This window comes from Campylobacter concisus (assembly GCF_003048595.2).
Taxonomy (GTDB): Bacteria; Campylobacterota; Campylobacteria; order Campylobacterales; family Campylobacteraceae; genus Campylobacter_A; species Campylobacter_A concisus_L.
Genome location: NZ_CP049270.1, coordinates 957,902 through 978,923 on the forward strand (window position 1 = coordinate 957,902; position 21,022 = coordinate 978,923).

Genomic DNA, 21,022 nt, shown 5'->3' on the forward strand with positions numbered 1-21,022 from the left:
CTTTTAATCCACCATCACGCAAGAGTAATGCTCGCGCTCATCGATGATATTTTTCACCACTCGTATATCTACGCCGTAAATTTTCTTTAAATTTTCGCTACTCATCACCTCGCTAGCCTCGCTGTAGATGTAGTTTTTATCACGCCCAAGCATCGCAACTTTTGCGTTTAGATAAAAGACCTGCTCTGGCTGATGTGAGGTCAGGATGATAATGTAGCCTTGCTTTGCGAGCTTTTTTATCTCTTTTAAAACTCGCATTTGGTTGCCAAAGTCTAAATTTGCCGTTGGCTCGTCAAGTAGCATCACCTTTGAGCGTTGCGCTAATGCCCTAGCTATGAGCACCATTTGCCGCTCGCCGCCACTTAGATCGGTATAAATTTTATCTTTAAAGCTCTCTAAATTTAGCGTCTTTAACGCATCTAACGCTATTTCTTCATCCTTTTTGCTAGGCCGCTCAAATATACCAAGCCTTGCATTTGCACTCATCATCACCACGTCAAAAACGCTAAAGGCAAATGGCGGAGTGTGAGCTTGCGGGACGTAGCTTATAAAGCTTGCTCGCTCTTTCTCGCTCATCTTTAGCGCGTCTTTGCCGTCTATTAAAATTTCTCCCCCAAGTGGCTTTAAAAAGCCAAGTATCGTCTTAAACGTCGTCGTTTTGCTAACACCGTTGCTACCAAGCAGGCAAAAGATGTCGCCATCTTGTAAATTTGCATTGAAATTTTCTATAACGACCTTTTTATCGTAGCCGCAGCTTAAATTTTTGATCTTAAATTTCACGCAAAACCCTTTTTGCTCTTATAGAGCAGATAGACAAAAACAGGCGCGCCAACTAGCGAAGTGATGAAGCCAAGTGGGATCTCACTTGCCATTAAGCTGCGTGAAGTGGTATCAACTATCAGTAAAAACAGCCCTCCGCCAAGCAGCGAAGCTGGAAAGAGCGTGATGAAATTTGCTCCCACGACAAAGCGCATAATGTGAGGGATGACGAGCCCCGCCCAGCCCACGATACCGCAAAATGAGACGCAAGTAGCGGTTAGAAGCGTTGAGGCGATGATGATTATGATGTTGTAAAATTTGACATTTAGCCCCATAGCCCTAGCCTCTTCTTCGCCAAAACTAAGCGTATTTAGCTTGAAGCGAAGCATGAAAAGTGGCACAAGGCAGATCATGACTACGCAAAAAAGTAGAGCTAAATTTTTATATCCGCCACTTCTTACAAGGCTTCCCATCAGCCAAAAAGTAACTTCAGGCAGCTTATCTTCGCTGTCAGCTAGAAATTTTATGAGCGAGCTAAGCGCTCCAAAAAGAGATGAGATGACGATGCCAGTTAGCACCATCACGAGTAAATCTAGCCTACCCTTTGCGATGACGCTGCTTATAAAAACAACGGCAAAAACAGCAAAAAGACCGCAGGCAAAGGCGCTAAGCTGCAAGCCTATGTAGTTGAAATTTAAGATGATAGCCACGCTCGCTCCCACAGCTGCACCACTTGAGACGCCAAGGATGTCAGGCGAGACTAGATGGTTTTTAAAAAGACCTTGATAGACCGCTCCGGAGCTAGCAAGCGCTGCTCCAACTAGAATGGCAAAAAGCACCCTTGGTAAGCGAATGAGCGTAAAGACCGTATATCCTTGCTCGTCGCTTGGCTGCTCGTTTAAAATGGCTGATCTTATAAACTCAAAAATTTGAGCGTAACTTATCTCGTAGCGTCCGATGCCTAGAGAAAAAAGAGCACCAGCAAAAGTAGCGCAAATAATGCGAAAATGATCTTTTGACTACTCAAATTTCATCTCCCGTACGTCCCACCAGATGAGATAGCTCTTGGTTTCTCTTTTAAATTTATATCCGTCATTTGTTTTAGTAAGATACTTTTCTACGTTTCGTTTGTAGATTTCTTCTTTTTCGGGCGCGATCTCGCCGACAAATCTAAAATAAGAAAACGCCTCTTCAAGGCTAGCAAAATCTCTCTCGTAAGTGGTATCTATTATCTTTAAATTTGGATTTGCTCCCATGTCATAGACGATATTAAAGATAAAGTTATAGCCAAATCTCCTGTCGCTTAGACCTGTCTCGTTTTCATTTTTTATCCCTTTTAAGAAGTCTTACCAGATATCTTTAAGGCTTGGATGATCCATTAAAAAAGAGGTCATCACGACATATTTTTTAGCAAATTTGCAAAGCTTTCTTATATCAAAAAGTCTAACTGAGCGTGATGCTAGCACGATATCGTGTTTTGGCAAGTCTTTTAAGCCCTGCTCATCACTCCAGTCTTTTTGGATGAAATTTATATTTTTTACTCCAGCCTCTTTTGCATTTTTTTAGCGTATTCAAGCATTTTCGCAAACGGATCTAGCGCGCTTACACTCTTTGCTAGCTTTGCAAGTGGCACGCTAAGCCTTGCTGGACCACATCCCACGTCAAGCACGCTGTCATCTTTTGTGATAGGTAAATTTGAGAGTAAATTTAGCGTAGAAGCCGTCTCCATGCCGGTCATCTCGTTATACATATCTGCATAATCATCCCAGTTTACGCCGCCATCTTTGCCTTTTACTTTTTGCAAAGTAGGCGAAAACACTCGCTCCAAAATCGCTTGATAATCAACCAACCCTTGCATCTTTCTCCCTTTGGTTATTTAAATCTGCCCTACGAAAAGGGCAAATTTAAAGAGCCTAAAGCCAAAATAAATTTGGCTTTGGTTTTAGAATTTAACCTGAGCTGAAAGCATGAAGGTTCTTCCGTAGCCCCTAAACATGCTTGCGCCAGAATAACTGCTTGGAACAGATCCATCAAGATCGCCAGAGAAGATGCTGACCCAGTATTTTTTATCAAATACGTTATTTACATTAAATCTAATAGATGTCTCTTTACCTATCCAAGCTTTTGTAGTGTATCTAACACCAAGATCGGTTGTAAAGTATCCACTTACGCTTGCAGTATTCATCTCATCAACATAGCGTTTGCCTGTGTAGTGGAAATTTGTTGTAAATGCAAGTTTATTTGTGCCTGGCACAGCGTAATCAAATAACATATTTGCTTGAACTTTTGGTTTACCAACGATAGTTTTTCAAACTACTTTTTGATTTGCTGACTTATTCATTTTTGGATCTATAAATGTTATACCACCATAAGCGCTTAAACTATCTACTATTTTTCCGCCAGTTGTAAATTCTATTCCTCTATTTCTTTGATCACCTTGTCTTCCAAATATTCCATTAACTTCATAATAAGTTGGTCTTGTTATTTGGAACACAGCAGCACTAAAGTCGATCTCATTTACTCTAGTTTTTACACCTAACTCATATTGTGTGCTTCTATAAGGATTAAAGCTAATAGTTTGTCCATATAGAGGATGAGAAGGAAAATAATCAGCTGGATCATAGAATTTAGAAGCACCATCTTTTAAGCTATCAGCATATGTAAAATATACATTAAAATCGGGCACGATTTTATACACTACGCTTCCGGCCCAGCTTATGCCATCTTTTTTATAATCAGTCTTTTTAAACCAAGTATTTGAAGCTGAAAGTATGACATTTAAACTATCATTAAGAGCGATATCATCGACTACTGAGATATTTTTCATATCTGTTAGCAAAGATTTAGTTTTACCACTTGACCATCTATATCCATTTAGCTCAGTAGCAAAGTTATGTTTGATGCTTCCGGTATTAAAATCAGTCTGAGCTTTTAAAAATGCACTAGGTACAGTAAATACACTATCGCCATTTCTGCTTCTAATAGCCTTTTGCCATTGATAGCCGCCTTCAAGATACCATCTATCAGTTGGAGCATATTTAAATTTACCACTAGCTGTTATGGTCCTCATAAATCTCTCACCATTAGTTTCTGTAGTTACATCTGAAAAACTAGGCATACCATGATACTTAACACCAATTATTTGTCCTCTTCGTCTAACAGGAGAGTATCCTTGATATATTCCATCTTTACTTGCAAAACTAACACCATTGTAATAGCCACCCATAGTGTGTTTGTAGTAGCTAAAATTTGTCTCAAATGTTAAGTCATCAGTTGGATAAAAATCAAGTCCTATAGAAGCTAAGCGGCGTGAAGTTTTACTATCTTTTGGCTCTCTTTCTCCATCTGTATAATAAAATACTCCACGGTAGCCTATTTTTTCAAATTTATTTGATGTATCAAATCCTACACCCAAATTTCCACGAGAGATATAATCTGTCCAAATAGCGTTGTAATCAGTAACAGGACGTTTGCGAGAGTAGCTAAAAATACCTGCTGGATCTTGTCCGCCATATAGTGAGCCAGCAAGTCCGTTTTGAATTTGTAAGCTCTCAAACATTACCATAGGTATAGCTGTCGTAGAAACTGCGTAAAAGCCGTCCCAAAGGACGTTACCTACGACTGAGCCTTGAAAACCGCGAGTTTGTGGGCGACCCATTTCGCCACCGCCTCTATATTGAAGTTGTGCTGATGGAAAATATTTAACAGCTTCATCAAAAGCTTGAACGCCTTGGTTATCAAGAACCTCTTTTGAGATCGTATTTACTTGATAAGGCATATCTATAACTTTTTTGTCAGCCAAAGGACCAGCGGCTACTCTTTTGTTTAAAATTCCCTCGTCGATACCACTCTCGCTTATGTTATCGCCAACTGAATTTACTTCAATGCCCTCAAGCTTTGTCGTTTAAACAGCAAAAACTTGACTTAAAAAACCACTGCACATCAAAAGCGCAGCACATGTTGCAACTGAGATTTTATAACTCAATTTTTACTCCTTTTATAAAAATTTTACGTCTGAAATGTTACTAAAACAAATCTTAAATATAATTTATTAATTTATTAAATATTTAAAAATATATTTTATTTAAAAAAGGTAAAATAAGGCATTGTGAGAACGATTTTTAAAAATTTCATAGCTTTGACAAGATAAATAAATACTATAAATATAATCTTTTATATCGATAAATAATGCTTTAGATTTTAAGAAAAGTAATAATTGATAAAAATATAATAAAGGCTGATTTTTTTATTTTTAGTAGAAATTTTGGCTAAAAATTAGCCAAAATTTATTTTAAAAGCTCTTTTGCGTATTTTAGGCCTAGCTCATAAGCTTTGGCATTTGCCTCTTTGACTTTCTCAGGCACACTTGCTAGCATCTCTTCACGCACTAAATTTTCATCCATACACTTGCTCATCGCCACAGCCACGCCAAGAGCCACAACGCTTTGAGTGATAACATTTCCGACCTCGTCTTTTGCGATAGAAATGATAGGAATTTCATAAATTTTCCAACGCTTTTTGTCTTCATCGCTCACCTTTACCAAATTTGGCTCAACAACGATCGCGCCGCCATCTTTTACGCCGCTTTTAAAGGCATCGTAGCTTATCTGCGCGGTAGCAAGCATAAAGTCTATCTCGCCCTCGTTTGCATAAGGGTATAAAATTTCCTTCTCATCAAGGATGATATCGACCTTTGTTGGTCCGCCACGTACCTGAGACGTGTATGTAGAAGCCTTGACGCCGTATCCGCCTGCCTTTATTTTGGCAGCTGAGAGGATCTCACCTGCTAGTATGACGCCCTGTCCACCAACGCCGACAAATCTTAATTGTGACTTCATGCTAGCTCCTTAAAATCGATCGCTTGGCCGCTCATAGCAGCCCTTCTTACCATGTCGTAAGCCTTGGTATATTCAATCTTTTCTTCATCTTTATGAAGTACACCAAGTGGGAAAATACCCTTTTTCTCCTCATCACTTAACATGTCAAATTTAACCTTGCTCGTCGTGCGGCCCTTTATCCACTCTAAATTTTTCACCGCCTCGCCCATTTTGTTCTTGCGACCTAAATTTATATGGCAGTTTGAAAATACATCAAAAAAGCTGTATCCATCGTGGCTAAAGCCCTCTACAAAGAGCTTTGTAAGCTTCTCTGGCTCGATGACGCTTCCGCGCGCGACGAAGCTAGCACCTGCGGCGGTTGCGAGCTTACAGGCGTCAAAGCTAGGATCGATGTTGCCGTATTGCGCTGTGACCGTCCACATGCCCTTTGGCGTAGTTGGGCTGGTTTGCGAGTTTGTTAGTGCGTAGATGAAGTTATTTATTAGGATGTGATTTAGCCCGATATTTCGGCGGCATCCGTGTATCGTGTGGTTGCCTCCGATCGCTAGCCCGTCGCCATCGCCAGTTACCACGATGACGTGCTTATCTGGATTTGCCATCTTTACACCAGTGGCGTAGGCTACGGCTCTACCGTGAGTTGTGTGGATGGTATTGCAGTCAAGATATCCGCTAAAACGGCCAGAGCAGCCTATGCCTGATACCACGCAAACATCATTCATATCCCAGCCCATAGTGTCGATCGCGCGGATGAGCGCCTTTAGTATGACGCCGTCACCACAGCCCCAGCACCAAAGAGTAGGCATTTTATCTGTTCGTAAGTATTTATCATAATTAAAAGCCATAAATTTCTCCTATCTTCGCCTCGATCTCGCTTGGGCTTATCGGTCTGCCGTTTGCTTTTAGCAGTTTTGCAAAGTCATCTCTTAAGATGATCTTTGAAATTTCACCGCTATATTGACCTAAATTTAGCTCGCAAACTAAAATTTTATTAAATTTATTTGATATCTCTTTTAGCTTTTTAGCTGGAGCTGGGAAAAGTGTAAGTGGCTTAAATAGCCCTACTTTTAGCCCTTTTTCACGTAAATTTAATATCGCTTGCTTGGCTGAGAGAGCCACACTACCAAAAGCGATGATACAAATTTCTGCGTCATTTAGCATAAACTCTTCATAACTCTCGCACTCATCGGTGTGTAAATTTATCTTATCAAATAGCCTATTCATTGAGTATTCAACGATTTTTCCATCTTCTGTTGGAAAGCCAGTTGCTCCGTGATGAAGCCCAGTGATATGGTAGTGGTAGCCTTTAAAGAAAGGATTTAGCGTGGCTGGCTCATCTGGTGCGGCCTCATAAGGTTTATACTCTTTTGGCTCACCGCCAAATTCTCTTCTTTTATAAATTTCTAGCTCGCTAATCTCTGGCAAACGCACCTTTGCTTGCATGTGTCCTATCGTCTCATCAAGTAGCAGCATAACTGGCGTCATAAACCTAGCTGCAAGATTAAACGCTCGAACCGTTTGCGTATAGCACTCCTCTAGGCTGCTAGGTGCTAGCACTATCATATTTACATCGCCGTGAGTTGGGTTTTTAGCCTGCAAGATATCGCCTTGTGCGACGCGGGTTGGCAAGCCAGTTGAAGGGCCGCCGCGCATTACGTTTACGATGACAAGCGGTATCTCAGCGATAAAGCCAAGGCCTATTTGCTCAGCCTTTAGTGAAATTCCAGGTCCTGAGCTAGCAGTCATCGCCTTAGCACCACTCGCACTTGCGCCAAGAGAAACTGAAATCCCAGCTATCTCATCTTCCATTTGTATAAATGTGCCACCATGTTTTGGCAAAAGCACGCTTAGCTCGTGGGCGATCTCGCTACTTGGAGTGATCGGATATCCTCCAAAGAAGTTACAGCCACACTCGACAGCAGCCCTTGCTACTAGGGCATTTCCAGTTGATACTAGCTCTCTCATGCGCTCTCTCCAAGCTTTGCAAATTTATTTGCCTTTACGGCAGCAGCCTGCTCTTTGCTCTCAGCGGTTAGTTTTGCAAATTTAAAGCCTTTTTCAGCCACATAAATGGCAAAATCAGGACAGTGAAGCTCGCAGTCGCGACAGCCTATACATGAGTCAGCATAGACGACCTCTATCATCTTACCAAGCACCGCCTTTGGCTCAAGCCTCATCGCTAGCACGCCTGCTGGGCAGTAGCTCACGCAGACATCACAGGCTTTACACCTGCTCTCATCGACCCAAACAGGTACGTTTTCTTTTACTATCATCTATATTCCTAATCCAAATTTTCTTTTAAAAATTTAATGTTTTTTCTAATATCAGCTTCGCTTTTACTTAGCTGCTCTTGCTCACTTTCATTTATATTTAGCTCTAAAATTTCTTTTAAGCCCTCACGTCCAAGCCTTACTAGCCTTCCGCAGCTTAGCTCATCATCAAGTATCACGCTAGCGCTTAGTATTTCATCACTCTTGCCCATGATCGCTTCACACATTTTCACAACTGCAGCCGCTGGTGCGTAGTAAGCTGAAGTACCAAGGAGCTTAACGATCTTTGCACCACCTGTGCTTGTCTCTTTTTTAAGAGTTGTAAGCTCATTTTCGTTTAAATTTTCGCTAATGTTGCTAGCAGATACGATCATCTCGTCGTTGTGAGCGCCAATTATCTTTGTCTTTAGCCCTTTTGCATCCTTGTCTTTTAAAAGTGCTAGCTCATATCTGCATCTTGCACCATCCAGCTCACCAGCCATGCCGATCACTTTATTTTTGCTAAAACCACTAAATTTATGAGCCGTCCAGACCATCACATCAAGCGGATTTGTTACGACGATTATCACCGCATTTGGTGCAAATTTTGCAATATTTTGAGCTGTTTGTTTTACAACTACGGCGTTTTTAAGTAGCAGATCCTCTCTAGTTTGACCATCTTTTCTAGGGCTTCCAGCAGTTACCACTACGATATCACTGCCCTCTATTAGCATAAAGTCATCGCCACCACAAACGATAGTTTTTGCATTAAAAACGCAACTTGACTGTGCTAGATCGATCGCTTTTGCACGTGCCACATCACCAAATATATCCACAAGCGCGATCTCATCGCAAATTTCTCTCATACAAAGTGCATAAGCTATGCTTGCACCGACGTTTCCAGCTCCAACTATACTTATTTTCATTTTCTCATCCTATTATTTGATTTAAAATTTTACTTGGTCTCATGACCTCATTTGCCCTCACTTCATCTGGCAAATAATATCCGCCAAATTCCACGCTTGCACCATCATTTTGTCTTAACTCTTTTAGAATCTCATTCTCATTTTTCTCTAGCTTGTCTGCTAAATTTTCAAAAATTTTACTTAAATTCACGCCACTTTTTGCCATCTCTCTTGCCCAAAAAAGCGCTAGATAAAAGTGCGATTCTCTGGTATCAAGAGTGGCATTTGGCGTTTTATTTTCATCTAGATAGCTAGCAACCGCTCTATTTAGCGCATCACTTAGCTCTTTTGCCTCTTTTTTTTGCTTAACAAATGCCAAATGCTCGAGCGAAGCACTAAGCGCTAAAAACTCGCCGAGACTATCCCAAAGTAAGTGATTTTTCTCTTTTAGCTCTTTTACAAGCGTTGGGGCCGTTCCACCAGCACCTGTTTCAAACATCGCTCCACCAGCAAGTAGCGGCACAACTGAGAGCATTTTCGAGCTACCACCTAACTCAAAGATCGGGAAAAGATCGGTTAAATAATCTCTTAAAACGTTACCAGTTACGCTTATAACGTTTTTGCCAGCTCTTATCAAGCTAAGCGTTTTTGTAGTCGCTTGCTCGTAGTTTAAAATTTCAAATTTTACGTCAGCTCTAACAAATTTATCTCTAAATTTTTCAAATTTAGCTATCAAATTTCTATCATGTGCACGGCTGCTATCTAGCCAAAATATAAGCTCATCTTTTGAAATTTCGCCTCTTTTTAAAGCAAGCTCAAACCACGCATTTATTGCGTCGTCTTTAGCCTGCGTCATCCTAAAAATATCGCCACTTTTAACACTAAATTTAAAGACGCTCTTGCCCGCTTCGTCAAAAACTACAAATTCTCCGTCCTCTTTTGCGATAAAAGTCTTATCGTGACTGCCATATTCCTCAGCCTTTTTAGCCATTAGCCCCACGTTTGCTACGCTGCCTATGCTGCTCACATCAAGCGCACCATGCTCTTTAAAGTCCGCCACACAAGCCTCATAAACCCTAGCATAGGTCCTATCTGGGATCATGCAAAGTGAGAAATTTAGCTCGCCGCTTCTATCTTTTACCTTGCCAGAGTTTCTAATTAGCGCAGGCACTGAGGCGTCTATTATGACGTCATTTGGCACGTCAAAGTTGCTGGCATTTTCATTTAATGCCCAAATTTTTGCCTTTTTGCTCAAAATTTCATCAAATTTAGCCAAAATTTCATCTTTGTTTTTAAGCTGCGAAATTTTAGAAAACATATCTTTTAAGCCGTTTTTTGCCTCCACGCCGTGAGCTTTAAACTCCTCACCAAATAGCTCAAAAACCTCTTTAAAATAGCTTTTTATCGCATGCGCAAAGATGACTGGATCGCTAACCTTCATCATTGTGCATTTTAGGTGCAGGCTCAAGGTTAAATTCTCTTTTTTTGCCTCTTCAAAACAGCTTTCATAAAATTTATCTAGCTCATCTACACTTAAATATGTAGCATCAACTATCTCACCACTTTGAACGGCAAGCTCTTTTAAAAGCTCTTTTTTACCATCCAAACTTATGAAATTTACATAAAATTTCTCATCTTTACTGGCGATAATTGAGCGCTCATTCTCATAAAAGTCGCCCTTTTGCATGTAGTAAATTTTTGTCTTATTTGTCTTGTCCCAGTCGCCATTGCTGTGAGGATGCTTTTTGGCAAATTCTTTAACCGGAGGCAAGACTCTTCTATCTGAGTTTCCTTGCCTAAGCACTGGATTTACCGCGCTTCCTAGCACTTTTTGGTATTTTTTAGCGATCTCTTCGTCGTAGTCTGTGATGATCTCATCTGGATAAAAAGGCACATTTATGCCCTTACTTCTAAGCTCCTCTATCGCTGCTTTTAGCTGAACAAGCGTGGCTGAGATGTTTGGCAGTTTTATGATATTTGCCTCTTTGTGACTAGTCAGCTCACCCAAAAGCTCTAGCTCATCGGCCTTATTTAGCCCAAGCTCTTTGCTAAAAAGAGATAAAATTCTCCCAGCTAGGCTAATATCGGCCCTAGTTATGCTAATGTCAGCACGTGATAAAAAGCTCTTTACGATAGGAAAGAGAGAGTAGCTTGCAAATAGCGGTGCTTCGTCAGTTTTGGTCCAGATAATGTCACTCATTTTAGCCCTTTTAGTTTTTTAAAATTTATCACTTTCTTTATTAAATCTCGTTGTATTTTAGGCATTTGCCGAAAATTCTAGCTCTATTTTCCTATATTTTGGTTGTGCTCGCTTAAGGTTTTTGAAAAAATGTGTTTTTTCGCCTTTTTATCAAGCACAAAGTATAAATAATCGCTCTTTGCAGGATTTATCGCCGCTTTGATCGCACTTATCGAGACCGAGCAGACTGGACTTGGCGGGATACCATCGTTTAGATATGTGTTAAACTCGCTCATATCGCTTCTTATGCGCTCAGCCGTGATCACATCGTGTGAATAAATTCCGTAGTTTAATGTGCCGTCCATTTGCAGCCTCATGCCCTTATTTAGGCGGTTATATATAACTGAAGCAACTAGTGGCATTTCAGCATCATTTGCAGCTTCTTTTTGAATTATCGAAGCAATCGTTAAAATTTTAAACCATTTTTTCTCGTTGTATTCGCCAAAAATTTTATTGCTGATCTCGCTTTGAGCCTTTCTTGATGAATTAACAAGATAAAAAGCAAGGTGCCTTTCACTGATACCTATTGGGATTTTGTATGTATTTGGCATCAAAAAGCCATCACTCACTGGAGCAAGGGCGTTATATTCGCTATTTAATTTGACTGGATCAAGTCCTAGCTGGGCGGCGATCTGGTTTAAAAAAACAATAGTTGTTTCGCCTGGTATTAGCGTTATCTCGGTTAAAGCCGCTTTCGATTTTGCAAGTTTTTTTAAAAAATCAACCCTTGAAATTTTATCTTGGCCGATCTCTATCCAGCCAGATTGCGGAGAGCCGATAAAAAGTATGGCGTATTTGTCTATCACGCTTAAGTTAAAGTTGCGATTAGCTAAATAAGATATAATCTCGCCCACACTTCCCTTTGGTATAAAAACGACCTTGCTTGTGTTTATAGGGCGTGCCAAATAGACAAAAATACTTAGGAAAATTATGGCTACGATATCAAAAAAAATGTCTAAATATGGCTTTTTCATAAAATTTTTTATCATCTTGATTCTTTCATTTATCTTACTTTTAAAATACGGCATAAAAATTAACGATTTCGAGTTTTACGGCGTAAAATTGGAGCAATTATATATAAAATTAGATAAAAAAATAATTGCAAGAGCAAAGCAGATAAGGCTTCCAAATTTTAAGAAAGAGAGCAAGCAAAAAAGCAGCGACGAGCGCCTTTTAAACCTTAGTAAAAGCGTAGATTTTATAGATACTATTTTTCAAGAAATTTCACTTGAAAATGTGCAAATAGGAGATGATTTTAAACTAAAAATTCTATTTTTAGATGATATATTTTTTGTTGATAGTCCTTATTTAAATGTAGATATCAAATTCCAAAACGAACAGCAAGACGGAATAGATCTTTTTAGCGTTAGAAATTTAAGCTTTAAGGATTTTAACGTCAGCATTAGCGGCGAAGGGAGTGCAAATTTTGATAAAAATGACTATAAATTTGAGGGAAATTTTACCTCTCATGAGCTGCATGGTAAGCTAAATTTTGCCCTAAAAGATACATTTTTAACCTACAAAGCTTACGATGTCGAGGCTGGAAGCATTAAAAACTTCATTGATGAGCTTGATAGACGCATAGAGCTAAATAGTGAAGTTAAAAACTGGATATATGGATACATCGTTGCTGATGATTACGAGCTTAAAGAGATAAATGGCAAGGCTGATCTAGCTAAAAATAACTTTTATCTAAATGATCTAAATGCCACCGCAAATACTAAAAATTTGCTCGTTAAATTTGAAAAAGGCTTGCCAGCCATAAATGTAGGTGAGGCAAATATCACGCTTAAAAACTCAAAGCTTAAATTTGATCTTATTTCGCCTATTTACAAGGGCAAAAAGCTTGATGGCTCAAGCGTTGTGATAAATAATATCTTTGATGAAAAAAGCGCAAATTTAGAGCTACTTATAAAGACAAAATCGATCTATGATGAAGCTATAAATGAGATATTAAAAGCTTATAAAATCATCGTGCCAGTAAGGCAGCTTAGCGGAAAAATGGATGCTAGCTTAAAAATTTTGATAAAGCTTGATGAGAAAAGCTTAGAAAATTTTGATGAAAAAAGCGTCATTGCAAATGGAGAATTTAAGCTAAGTGACGCAGTTTTAGAGATTGCTGGAAGTAAATTTAATACCAAAAATGCTCTCATAAAGCTTATAAATACGACGAATTTAAACATCGATGCTACTGGCTTTGGACTTGAGTTTTTTAAAGCAAATGCCAAGGCCGATATAAATTTACAAAAAAGTACTGGCGAGATAAAAGGCGTGATAGAAAGCTTTGATCTAAAAGAGAAAAATGATGAAATTTTAACTTTTAAAAATGAGCCATTTAACGCATTTTTAGACTTTAGCAAAGCTGGTGAAACTTTGCTTAAGATAGAGCCATTTGGGCTTGATATGAGCTTTGGCAATGAAAGCAAAATAACAACAAAAAATAGTAAATTTTTCATAGAAAGCTCGCCTGTTTTAAAGGAAAACGGCGTGTATGGTTTTGATGAGCTTAGCATAAAAAGTAAGGATTTTACTGATCTTGAAATTTTTGCCAAAGAGGCAAACTTTGATTTGCCGTTTTTAGATAAAAATGGCTCAAAATATGAAAACGATGATCTTAAAATTTTAGTCTCAAAAGCTGGTGTGAAGGTAGATAGCGCAAGTAAAAAGCTAAGCCTAGACATAAAAGAAAAAGTCATAAGCGTAAAAACTAAAGATCTAAATTTGCTAGTGCTTGATGATAACAAAACCAGCGAACAAAGCACGCCGCTTGAGCTTTTAGCAAAAAATGGCGATATCATTTTAAGGGATCTAAACAAGACCTTGCCATTTGCTAGCTTTAGTGCCGAGAAAAAGGGCAAAAGCACCTCGCTAAATGGGCTGGCGCAGCAAGGAAGAGTTGGCTATTTTAATGATGAAAAGAGTATAAATTTAGACGCAACCGACATAAGCGGAGAATTTATCAACGACCTTTTTGGCATCAAGAGCTTTGAGGGTGGTAAATTTCGCCTAAAAATGCTTGGAGAAAACTCAAAGAATTTCAAGGCAGAGGTGAGATTTTTTGATACTTTTTTAAAGGATTATATCTTTTATCAAAGACTACTTAGCTTTTTAAACTCAGTTCCATCGCTTCTTAGCCTTAAAACACCTGATTTTAACGACAGGGGCTTTACTGTTAAAAATGGTAAAATCTTACTCACTAGAAATGGCGATATGATCGAATTTTTAGCGATTGAAATGATAGGCACAAGCGCTGATATCGGTGGACGTGGTACGATCGATCTAAAGAGCAAAAAGATAAATATCGACCTTGAGCTAAAGCTACTAAAAGACGCTAGCAGTATCATTGATAAAATTCCACTGGTAAATCAAATAATCCTTGGCAAGGACCGCTCGCTCTCAACTGTCATCGCCATACGAGGCACTACCGATAAGCCTGAGTACTCGACGCAGATCCTGCAAGATGCCCTGCTCTCGCCACTAAAGATAATAAGAAACGTGATTCAGACTCCGTTTTTGATATTTGAGTAGTTTAAATCTGCAACGCATGGAAATTATAGAAAAATTATTGACTGCTTCTAAAGCTAAGAGTGGTGCTCATTTTTGATTATATATATTATCCTCGGCTCGCAAAGCGCGTAAAAAGGATATCAAAAGCTAAAGATTAAGGCTTTGATAGCTCTATTTTTTGATACTACAACTATTAAAATATTTTGATAAAAAACATAAAATTTTACATATAAAAATATGTAAAATTTACTTCATCTCAAGGCGCATAAGATACATATCCTCGCCATCAGTCACCTTTAAATTTTGGCTCTTGCACTTTGGGCAAGTAAAGTCATTTTCGCTAAGTTCCCCACCAAATCCGCAATCCAAGCACTCAATAACCACGGCTTGTAAATTTATCACAAGCTCGGCGTTTTCGCAGATCGTACCAGCCTTATAAACATCAAAGGCACTCTCTAAATAGTGTGGCTCAACACTGCTTAAACGACCGACCTTTATCTCTATCTTGCTTATCTCTTTGGCGTTTTCTTTGGTGGCATTTTTCTCGCAAAGGCTAACTAAATTTTGAACGATACTAAGCTCGTGCATTAGCAGATCCTTGGTAGTAGCTCGCCTTTTGGCGGCTCGAGAAATCTTCTTGATTTATAGGCGTTTTCGATGATGACACGCTCGTTTTTAGCTTCCATTACCTCGCCTATTATCATCGCGTTTTTATCAAATTCTCTTAAAATTTTAAGCGCGTCCTCGGCCTCGCTCTCATCGACAGCCATCACAAAAGTACCCTCATTTGCAAGCTCATAAGGCTCAAATCCAAATAGCTCACAAACACCCATCACTTCGTTTGCAACCTTGATATTTTCTTCAAAAACCAAGATGTCAAATTTACTAAATTTAGCCCACTCATTTAGCACGGCACTTAGTCCGCCCCTTGTCGCATCACGCATGCACTGTGGCTTTATGCCAGCGCTAAATAGCTTTAAGGCAACCTCTTTTAGGCTCTTGCAGTCACTTTTCAGATCAAGCCCAAGCTCAAATTCTTCTCTTGCTGCAAGCACCACGCCGCCGTGTCTGCCAACATCTCCAGAGATTAAAATTTTTGCCCCTGCTTTTAAATTTTTAAGCTCCACGCCTTCGCAAACTATCTCGCCGATGCCTGCTGTGTTTATGAAAATTTTATCGCATTTGCCCTTTGGTACGACCTTTGTATCGCCACAAACTACGCTTACACCGCTCTCTTTGCAAGTTTTTGCAAGCGAGCCAAGCACGTGCTCAAGCTCCTCTATACTTAGCCCCTCTTCAATGATGAGCGAACAGCTTAGGTATTTAGCGCTTGCACCAACCATCGCAAGGTCGTTTATCGTGCCGCAAGCTGCGATCTTACCGATGTCGCCACCATTAAAAAAAATGGGAGTTACCACAAAGCTATCAGAGCTAAATGCGATCTTGCCGTTTAAATTTAATATCGCTGAGTCGTTACTCTGTCTTAAAATTTCGTTATCAAAAATTTTAAATATCGTCTCGTTTATAAGCGAGTTCATCTCCTCGCCGCCGCCGCCGTGGCTTAGCATTATCTTTTTCATTAAATTCCTTAACCAACTCTTGCGTATTTAAAATATGCCGCACAAGCGCCCTCGCTTGAGACCATGCACGATCCTATCGGATTTTGCGGGTTACAGACCTTGCCAAAGACTTTACACTCTGTTGGCTTTGCTAGCCCTCTTAAAATTTGCCCACAAATGCAAGCCTTGCTCTCGCCCGCGCTCTCTACACTGCAGTCAAACTGCACTCTGGCGTCAAGGTAAGCAAACTCGTCTCTTAGCTTCATGCCACTTTGTGCTATCTCGCCAAGGCCTCTCCAGACAAAATCGCACGGCTCAAAGTACTTAGCTATGAGCTCTTTTGCCTTAACATTACCCTCTTCTTTGACAGCCCTCGCGTACTCGTTGTAGACTTCATGTGTGCCTGCATTTTGCTGACGGACTAAATTTAAGACACTTGCCATGATGTCAAGCGGCTCAAAACCGCTAATGGCAATCGGTCTTTTAAACTCATCTGCTAGCTCTTTGTAAATTTTACTACCAGTGATGACGCTCACGTGACTTGGGCCTAAAAATGCGTCTATTCTTACATTTTCATCGCCCATTATCGCTCTAACTGGAGCTGGGACGGTTACGTGATTTATATGAAAGTATAAATTTTTAATGCCCTGCTCAACTACTTTTTCAACCAAATTTGCGCTCATCGGAGTCGTCGTCTCAAAGCCTATGGCAAAAAATATGACCTTTTTATCTGGATTTTGTTGTGCTATATTTAGCGCATCAAGTGGCGTGTAAAGTGCTCTTATGTCGTGCCCTTCGCCACGAAGCTTTTGCAGGCTAGTCTTTGAACCAGGCACTCTTAGCATGTCAGCTAGCGTGCAAAAGATCACATTATCCATGCTAGCTAGCTTACAGGCCTCATCTATGCGACTCTTTGGCATCACGCAGACCGGACAGCCTGGGCCGTGGATGAAATTTATATGCTCTCCAACCAAGCTTGGCAGTGCAAATTTCATAATGCTATGCGTGTGACCACCACAAATTTCCATGATATTTAGGGGCTTTGTGCTCTCTTTTTGGATGAGTTTTGAAAGGGCTAGGATTAAATTTTTATCGCGAAAGTCATTGATAAGATCCATCAAATTTTCCCCGCGTTCATATCATCAGCGATCTTTTGATAGACCTCTAAGCTCTCAAGCGCAAACTGCGTATCGATCTTTTGCATAGCGTATCCTACGTGGATTAGCACGTATTCGCCCACTTTTACCTCTTCAGAGATGAGATCTAGGCTTACCTTTCTAGTAACGCCCAGAGTCTCAACGGTGGCAACGTTATTTTCATCTATTTCTATTACTTTTGAAGGGATTGAGAGGCACATTATCTTAGCTCTTTTTTAAATTCCAAATAACTTATCCATTTATCAATGCCTTCACCAGTTTTGCTATCTATCACAAAGATATCGACCTTTGGATTTAGCTTTCTAGCGTCGTTTTTCACTCGCTCGATGTCAAAGTCAAAGTGTGGCGCAAGCGAAGCTTTTGTGATGAGAAGCACGTCAGCAGCCCTAAACATCACTGGATATTTGCTCACCTTGTCATCACCCTCTGGCACTGAAAGAAGCACAGCGTTAAAGTGTGAGCCAACGTCGTAGCTTGCAGGACAGACTAAATTTCCAACATTTTCTATAAAGACTAGATCAAGCTCGTTTAGCGGCAAATAATGAAGCCCTTCATGCACCATAAATGCGTCCAAGTGACAGGTCTGACCTGTGCTTATCTGATGAGCCTTTGCACCAGCTTTTACTATGCGATCAGCATCTTGATTTGTCTCCAAATCGCCCTCAACAACGCCTATTTTAAATTTACCAGCCTTTATCGTAGCCTCTAAAAGCGTCGTCTTACCAGCGCCTGGGCTACTCATCAAATTTACACAAAGTATCTTTTTTTCATCAAGATGAGCTCTGTTGTGAGCAGCTTCTTTATCATTTTCACAGAGAATTTTCTCTATCACGTCTATGGTTTTGCTCTCGTTTAGCACAGGGTGTGCATGAGCCTCATGGCTATGCTCATGTGCGTCATGAGCGTGATCCGTATGCCCATCATGAGTATGTGGGTGCGAGTGAGTGGTGCCATCTACATGAGTGTGGGCATGGGCGTGATTACCCATTGAGCAACCGCAATCTTTGCACATTTTTTTATCCTTTTTTATTAATTTATGGAGATTTTAACTCTTAAATTTAAAAATAAAATTAAAATTTAGGAGTTTAGCGTTAATAAAATAAAACTAATTAATTTTTTAAATTTTTATTTAAATTTACTTTACTCTTTTTGCCTAATATCATCCAGCTTATCAAAATTTTCATTACCAAATAATTTTTTACTATTCTTTCCGGCACTCTTTTGAATTATTAGATCCTTTAATCTAGCCTTGCCATTATCCATCACCATCAAAACCGCATATGCATTAACATCTTCTTCTCTCATTTCATTTTCTGCCTTAGCCGCACTATCAGGTGACATATAAAACTGCTCTATGCCGTATTTTACGAGTGAGTAGCCGTCATATCTACCAGCTAAAAACACTCCATTGTCTGGCTTGCTTATACTAAATTTAGCAAAGCTGTAAGTGCCATTAACATCTGGTTTTAAAACAGCATAAACTCTAGCCCCATCTCTTACTCTCTCATCGTATTGGTCGATATAGCGGTCATCTTCATCATTTTCGTCAAAATTTCTTGAATGGAAATTTGAAAATTCATAGTTTAAATCAACATAGTTTCCACGAAAAAGATCTCTTGGATCATAAAGATTAACCCTTACTCTTACCTCTTGCCCAAAATAAAGTGGCATAAGTGCGTAGCCAAGCATAATGCCAATAAGTGAAATTTGAAAAACTACAGCTACTATTAATACTTTTATCTTCATTTTTTACATCCTTTTCTAGCGACAACTAGCACTATGAAAGCAAACACCATAAATAGCGCCGTAGCACCAATATAATCACCTATGAGTTGGAAATACCTCACGGCTGCAACCAAAAATATCATACAAAGACCGAGTTTTAACTCACCCTTTTTGATAAGAACCGCAGCTGTTATGATATTTGCGAGCGAAAAAAATATATTTGCGTAGCCAGGACCGTAGCTAAAGACAAAGGGTAACGACACGAGCAGTGCCCCAAGCAGCAATCCACTCTTGTTTTTTTCTTTAAAAAACAGTGCAAAATAAGCAACACTAAATAAAATAAAGACAAAGCCAAAATTGCTTTTAAAAAACGACTTCACAAACCAAAGCTCTTCATCTCCAACCTCAAATAAATTTCTTTCTTCAAATAAAAATAGACAAAATAACAACACAAAAACGCCAAAATTTTTACCAAATTCTTTCGTAAATGCGCCAAGCCCTACTCTAAATTTATCTAGTAGCGGCGAAATACCAATAAGCAAAAGTGCATAAGATAGCGATACGATCGCAACCATAGGAAGTCCAAACAAAAAGTCATAATCAAATATCGCCCTAAGACCACTAATGTAGCCGCAAAATGAAATGATGTATATAAAAATATCTACAAAAAGCACAAAAGCAAGCCATTTCGAGTCGTCTTTGTAAAGCGTATATGCGCCAAGTGCTATAAAAATGATAAAGCCAAAACCAAAGTCGCCCTGATAGCCCACCATAAAAAACCAAACTGTCGCAAAGATAAGGCTTTGGGCTACCAACACACCTTTTTTACTAGCAAAAGAAACTGCAAACGCTCCGATACTCCAAAGCAAAATACCACCGCTTGGCTCATCGCTAATGTTATAAATTTGAGCAATAAGAGCAATCGCCGCACCAAAGCAGAAATTTCCAAGAAAAAACATCGCCGTTGATAGATTTTCCTTTCCCTTTGCGAGATAGTAAATTCCACCAAAATTTACAAGCCCAAGTACAAACAATACAAGTGCTAAACGTCCTAGTCTTGGTATCTCTTCCCAGTTTGCACCAACGAGCGTAAAAAAAGCTAGCGCAAAAAATAGATATGCTACGAGCTTTAAGACAAAACTTATCTTGTCGCTATGAGCATCAGGGTCGATGTCATATAAATTTGCTATTTTTATAGCGGTCTCTTTATCGACTATACCGTCACTTTGCCACCGATCCAGCTCTTTTGCTAGAAAAATTTTATTTAAAAAGTTCAACAACAACTCCTTTGCAAGCTCATTAAAACATAAGAAGCCTATTAGCCAGCGTAGAAATGTGGTAATAAGGATCAAATTTTTGTTGTTATTATATAAAAATATAATTTAAATGCTAAGAAGAATTACTTGTATGAAATTTGAGCTTATCTTTTATAAATTCTAGCCTTAAACTAAGCTCAAGAAAAAGACTACAAACTATATTTTATTTAAAAGATATGGAGTTTGCACGAGCAAATCAGCAAAAACTCCATATCGATTTACAAAAACCACAAAAACCGCTTAAAAACTATTTTGAAAGACAAATACAATAAACAACGCAACTATGAGAAACCAACTGCTTGCTATACTTGTTAAAAACTCCTAAATTTCCTACCACCGCAAAGACTTTAGCGCGCTAAAATTTAGGAACAGCAGCCTTTGTGAGTTTAGAAAATTTTACACCCTTTAAGCCGGCGATCCTTTCAGCAAAGCGTTCAATTTTGCCAGCCTCGCCTCTTATTGAAATCGTTTCTAAGCAGTTATGATGATCGACATGAACATGGTTTGTACAGATGATTTTCACATCAGAGCTATGCTCTATATCCATCTTTTTATTCACCAAATCGTTGTGATGATGCATATAAATGAGCGTCAAAACCCCGATCAACTCCTCACTAGCGTCCTTCCAGCTATCACTTACGATCTTTTCGCGTATCAGATCCCTCGTAAATTCGCTCCTAGAAGCGTAGCCTTGTTCGCTAACCTTTTTATCTAGTTCGTCTAGTAACTGACTAGGTAAAGAAACACTAAAACGTATAACACTATCCATTT

General features: G+C 39.3%; 21 protein-coding genes and 1 pseudogene. 1 reads left to right on the forward strand and 21 read right to left on the reverse strand.

The annotated features are described in order from the left end of the window. Nucleotides 1-3: 3 nt before the first annotated feature. From CVT15_RS04850 to mltG, 13 genes and pseudogenes are all read right to left on the reverse strand, one after another. Nucleotides 4-780: an ABC transporter ATP-binding protein gene (locus tag CVT15_RS04850; protein WP_103576318.1), complete on the reverse strand. Its 777-nt coding sequence runs from the start codon at nucleotides 778-780 to the stop codon at nucleotides 4-6. Next, nucleotides 777-1,760: a FecCD family ABC transporter permease gene (locus CVT15_RS04855; protein ID WP_103576317.1), complete on the reverse strand. Its 984-nt coding sequence runs from the start codon at nucleotides 1,758-1,760 to the stop codon at nucleotides 777-779. The genes CVT15_RS04850 and CVT15_RS04855 overlap by 4 nt, the downstream gene beginning before the upstream one ends. An 18-nt stretch (nucleotides 1,761-1,778) precedes the next feature. Continuing rightward, entirely contained in the window at nucleotides 1,779-2,015 is a 237-nt protein-coding gene (locus CVT15_RS09970; protein WP_230853883.1) for a hypothetical protein, read from the reverse strand. Nucleotides 2,016-2,105: 90 nt separating this feature from the next. After that, nucleotides 2,106-2,243: a hypothetical protein gene (locus CVT15_RS09975; RefSeq protein ID WP_230853884.1), complete on the reverse strand. Its 138-nt coding sequence runs from the start codon at nucleotides 2,241-2,243 to the stop codon at nucleotides 2,106-2,108. A gap of 53 nt (nucleotides 2,244-2,296) precedes the next feature. Next, the gene (locus CVT15_RS09980) at nucleotides 2,297-2,617 is read right to left on the reverse strand and encodes a class I SAM-dependent methyltransferase (RefSeq protein ID WP_230853888.1); all 321 of its coding nucleotides are present in this window, start codon (nucleotides 2,615-2,617) and stop codon (nucleotides 2,297-2,299) included. A gap of 84 nt (nucleotides 2,618-2,701) precedes the next feature. After that, a pseudogene (locus CVT15_RS04865) lies at nucleotides 2,702-4,645 on the reverse strand (TonB-dependent receptor). Nucleotides 4,646-5,045: 400 nt separating this feature from the next. Continuing rightward, nucleotides 5,046-5,597, reverse strand: a complete 552-nt coding sequence (locus CVT15_RS04870) for a 2-oxoacid:acceptor oxidoreductase family protein (RefSeq protein WP_103576524.1) — start codon at nucleotides 5,595-5,597, stop codon at nucleotides 5,046-5,048. Next, on the reverse strand, nucleotides 5,594-6,439 hold the full coding sequence (locus CVT15_RS04875) for a 2-oxoglutarate ferredoxin oxidoreductase subunit beta (RefSeq protein ID WP_103576523.1): 846 nt from the start codon (nucleotides 6,437-6,439) through the stop codon (nucleotides 5,594-5,596). Before CVT15_RS04875 ends, CVT15_RS04870 begins: the two co-directional genes overlap by 4 nt. Continuing rightward, complete coding sequence (locus CVT15_RS04880) at nucleotides 6,429-7,559, reverse strand: 2-oxoglutarate synthase subunit alpha (protein ID WP_103576522.1); 1,131 nt, start codon at nucleotides 7,557-7,559, stop codon at nucleotides 6,429-6,431. Before CVT15_RS04880 ends, CVT15_RS04875 begins: the two co-directional genes overlap by 11 nt. Further along, nucleotides 7,556-7,867 (reverse strand): 4Fe-4S dicluster domain-containing protein, encoded by a 312-nt coding sequence (locus tag CVT15_RS04885; protein ID WP_103576521.1) that lies wholly within the window; start codon nucleotides 7,865-7,867, stop codon nucleotides 7,556-7,558. Before CVT15_RS04885 ends, CVT15_RS04880 begins: the two co-directional genes overlap by 4 nt. 8 nt (nucleotides 7,868-7,875) lie before the next feature. Further along, the gene (locus tag CVT15_RS04890; RefSeq protein WP_103576520.1) at nucleotides 7,876-8,769 is read right to left on the reverse strand and encodes a lactate/malate family dehydrogenase; all 894 of its coding nucleotides are present in this window, start codon (nucleotides 8,767-8,769) and stop codon (nucleotides 7,876-7,878) included. Nucleotides 8,770-8,773: 4 nt separating this feature from the next. Beyond that, nucleotides 8,774-10,948 (reverse strand): NADP-dependent isocitrate dehydrogenase, encoded by a 2,175-nt coding sequence (locus CVT15_RS04895; protein WP_103576519.1) that lies wholly within the window; start codon nucleotides 10,946-10,948, stop codon nucleotides 8,774-8,776. Between the two features lie 83 nt (nucleotides 10,949-11,031). Continuing rightward, complete coding sequence (gene mltG / locus CVT15_RS04900) at nucleotides 11,032-11,976, reverse strand: endolytic transglycosylase MltG (protein WP_087585928.1); 945 nt, start codon at nucleotides 11,974-11,976, stop codon at nucleotides 11,032-11,034. Between mltG and CVT15_RS04905 the strand changes: the two genes are divergently transcribed. Next, nucleotides 11,939-14,515, forward strand: coding sequence for an AsmA-like C-terminal domain-containing protein (locus CVT15_RS04905; RefSeq protein WP_180998560.1), 2,577 nt, complete (start codon nucleotides 11,939-11,941; stop codon nucleotides 14,513-14,515). The two genes, mltG and CVT15_RS04905, sit on opposite strands and share 38 nt — an antisense overlap. Before the next feature lie 225 nt (nucleotides 14,516-14,740). Here CVT15_RS04905 and hypA read toward each other — a convergent pair whose 3' ends face one another. The 8 genes from hypA to nikR form a co-directional block, all read right to left on the reverse strand. Beyond that, the gene (hypA, locus tag CVT15_RS04910; RefSeq protein ID WP_103577419.1) at nucleotides 14,741-15,082 is read right to left on the reverse strand and encodes a hydrogenase maturation nickel metallochaperone HypA; all 342 of its coding nucleotides are present in this window, start codon (nucleotides 15,080-15,082) and stop codon (nucleotides 14,741-14,743) included. Next, complete coding sequence (gene hypE, locus CVT15_RS04915; protein ID WP_103577420.1) at nucleotides 15,082-16,074, reverse strand: hydrogenase expression/formation protein HypE; 993 nt, start codon at nucleotides 16,072-16,074, stop codon at nucleotides 15,082-15,084. The genes hypA and hypE overlap by 1 nt, the downstream gene beginning before the upstream one ends. Nucleotides 16,075-16,082: 8 nt before the next feature. Continuing rightward, nucleotides 16,083-17,171 carry a hydrogenase formation protein HypD gene (gene hypD, locus CVT15_RS04920; protein ID WP_103577421.1) on the reverse strand — a complete coding sequence of 363 codons (1,089 nt, stop codon included), beginning with the start codon at nucleotides 17,169-17,171 and terminating at the stop codon, nucleotides 16,083-16,085. Continuing rightward, entirely contained in the window at nucleotides 17,171-17,410 is a 240-nt protein-coding gene (locus CVT15_RS04925; protein ID WP_054196671.1) for a HypC/HybG/HupF family hydrogenase formation chaperone, read from the reverse strand. Before CVT15_RS04925 ends, hypD begins: the two co-directional genes overlap by 1 nt. After that, nucleotides 17,410-18,222: a hydrogenase nickel incorporation protein HypB gene (hypB, locus tag CVT15_RS04930; RefSeq protein WP_103577422.1), complete on the reverse strand. Its 813-nt coding sequence runs from the start codon at nucleotides 18,220-18,222 to the stop codon at nucleotides 17,410-17,412. Before hypB ends, CVT15_RS04925 begins: the two co-directional genes overlap by 1 nt. 128 nt (nucleotides 18,223-18,350) lie before the next feature. Further along, nucleotides 18,351-18,956 (reverse strand): GDYXXLXY domain-containing protein, encoded by a 606-nt coding sequence (locus tag CVT15_RS04935; protein ID WP_103577423.1) that lies wholly within the window; start codon nucleotides 18,954-18,956, stop codon nucleotides 18,351-18,353. Further along, nucleotides 18,953-20,212, reverse strand: a complete 1,260-nt coding sequence (locus CVT15_RS04940) for a DUF2157 domain-containing protein (RefSeq protein WP_103577424.1) — start codon at nucleotides 20,210-20,212, stop codon at nucleotides 18,953-18,955. Before CVT15_RS04940 ends, CVT15_RS04935 begins: the two co-directional genes overlap by 4 nt. 394 nt (nucleotides 20,213-20,606) lie before the next feature. After that, on the reverse strand, nucleotides 20,607-21,020 hold the full coding sequence (nikR, locus tag CVT15_RS04945; protein WP_103577425.1) for a nickel-responsive transcriptional regulator NikR: 414 nt from the start codon (nucleotides 21,018-21,020) through the stop codon (nucleotides 20,607-20,609). Between the last annotated feature and the right edge of the window lie 2 nt (nucleotides 21,021-21,022).

What these genes read in the sequence shown, in the direction of transcription:
- CVT15_RS09970 (WP_230853883.1), bottom strand. Translation starts at nt 2,015, where the DNA reads ATGGGAGCAAATCCAAATTTAAAGATAATAGATACCACTTACGAGAGA.
- CVT15_RS09980 (WP_230853888.1), bottom strand. Translation starts at nt 2,617, where the DNA reads ATGCAAGGGTTGGTTGATTATCAAGCGATTTTGGAGCGAGTGTTTTCG.
- CVT15_RS04870 (WP_103576524.1), bottom strand. Translation starts at nt 5,597, where the DNA reads ATGAAGTCACAATTAAGATTTGTCGGCGTTGGTGGACAGGGCGTCATA.
- CVT15_RS04875 (WP_103576523.1), bottom strand. Translation starts at nt 6,439, where the DNA reads ATGGCTTTTAATTATGATAAATACTTACGAACAGATAAAATGCCTACT.
- CVT15_RS04880 (WP_103576522.1), bottom strand. Translation starts at nt 7,559, where the DNA reads ATGAGAGAGCTAGTATCAACTGGAAATGCCCTAGTAGCAAGGGCTGCT.
- CVT15_RS04885 (WP_103576521.1), bottom strand. Translation starts at nt 7,867, where the DNA reads ATGATAGTAAAAGAAAACGTACCTGTTTGGGTCGATGAGAGCAGGTGT.
- CVT15_RS04890 (WP_103576520.1), bottom strand. Translation starts at nt 8,769, where the DNA reads ATGAAAATAAGTATAGTTGGAGCTGGAAACGTCGGTGCAAGCATAGCT.
- CVT15_RS04895 (WP_103576519.1), bottom strand. Translation starts at nt 10,948, where the DNA reads ATGAGTGACATTATCTGGACCAAAACTGACGAAGCACCGCTATTTGCA.
- CVT15_RS04905 (WP_180998560.1), top strand. Translation starts at nt 11,939, where the DNA reads ATGTCTAAATATGGCTTTTTCATAAAATTTTTTATCATCTTGATTCTT.
- mltG (WP_087585928.1), bottom strand. Translation starts at nt 11,976, where the DNA reads ATGATAAAAAATTTTATGAAAAAGCCATATTTAGACATTTTTTTTGAT.
- hypA (WP_103577419.1), bottom strand. Translation starts at nt 15,082, where the DNA reads ATGCACGAGCTTAGTATCGTTCAAAATTTAGTTAGCCTTTGCGAGAAA.
- hypE (WP_103577420.1), bottom strand. Translation starts at nt 16,074, where the DNA reads ATGAAAAAGATAATGCTAAGCCACGGCGGCGGCGGCGAGGAGATGAAC.
- hypD (WP_103577421.1), bottom strand. Translation starts at nt 17,171, where the DNA reads ATGGATCTTATCAATGACTTTCGCGATAAAAATTTAATCCTAGCCCTT.
- CVT15_RS04925 (WP_054196671.1), bottom strand. Translation starts at nt 17,410, where the DNA reads ATGTGCCTCTCAATCCCTTCAAAAGTAATAGAAATAGATGAAAATAAC.
- hypB (WP_103577422.1), bottom strand. Translation starts at nt 18,222, where the DNA reads ATGTGCAAAGATTGCGGTTGCTCAATGGGTAATCACGCCCATGCCCAC.
- CVT15_RS04935 (WP_103577423.1), bottom strand. Translation starts at nt 18,956, where the DNA reads ATGAAGATAAAAGTATTAATAGTAGCTGTAGTTTTTCAAATTTCACTT.
- nikR (WP_103577425.1), bottom strand. Translation starts at nt 21,020, where the DNA reads ATGGATAGTGTTATACGTTTTAGTGTTTCTTTACCTAGTCAGTTACTA.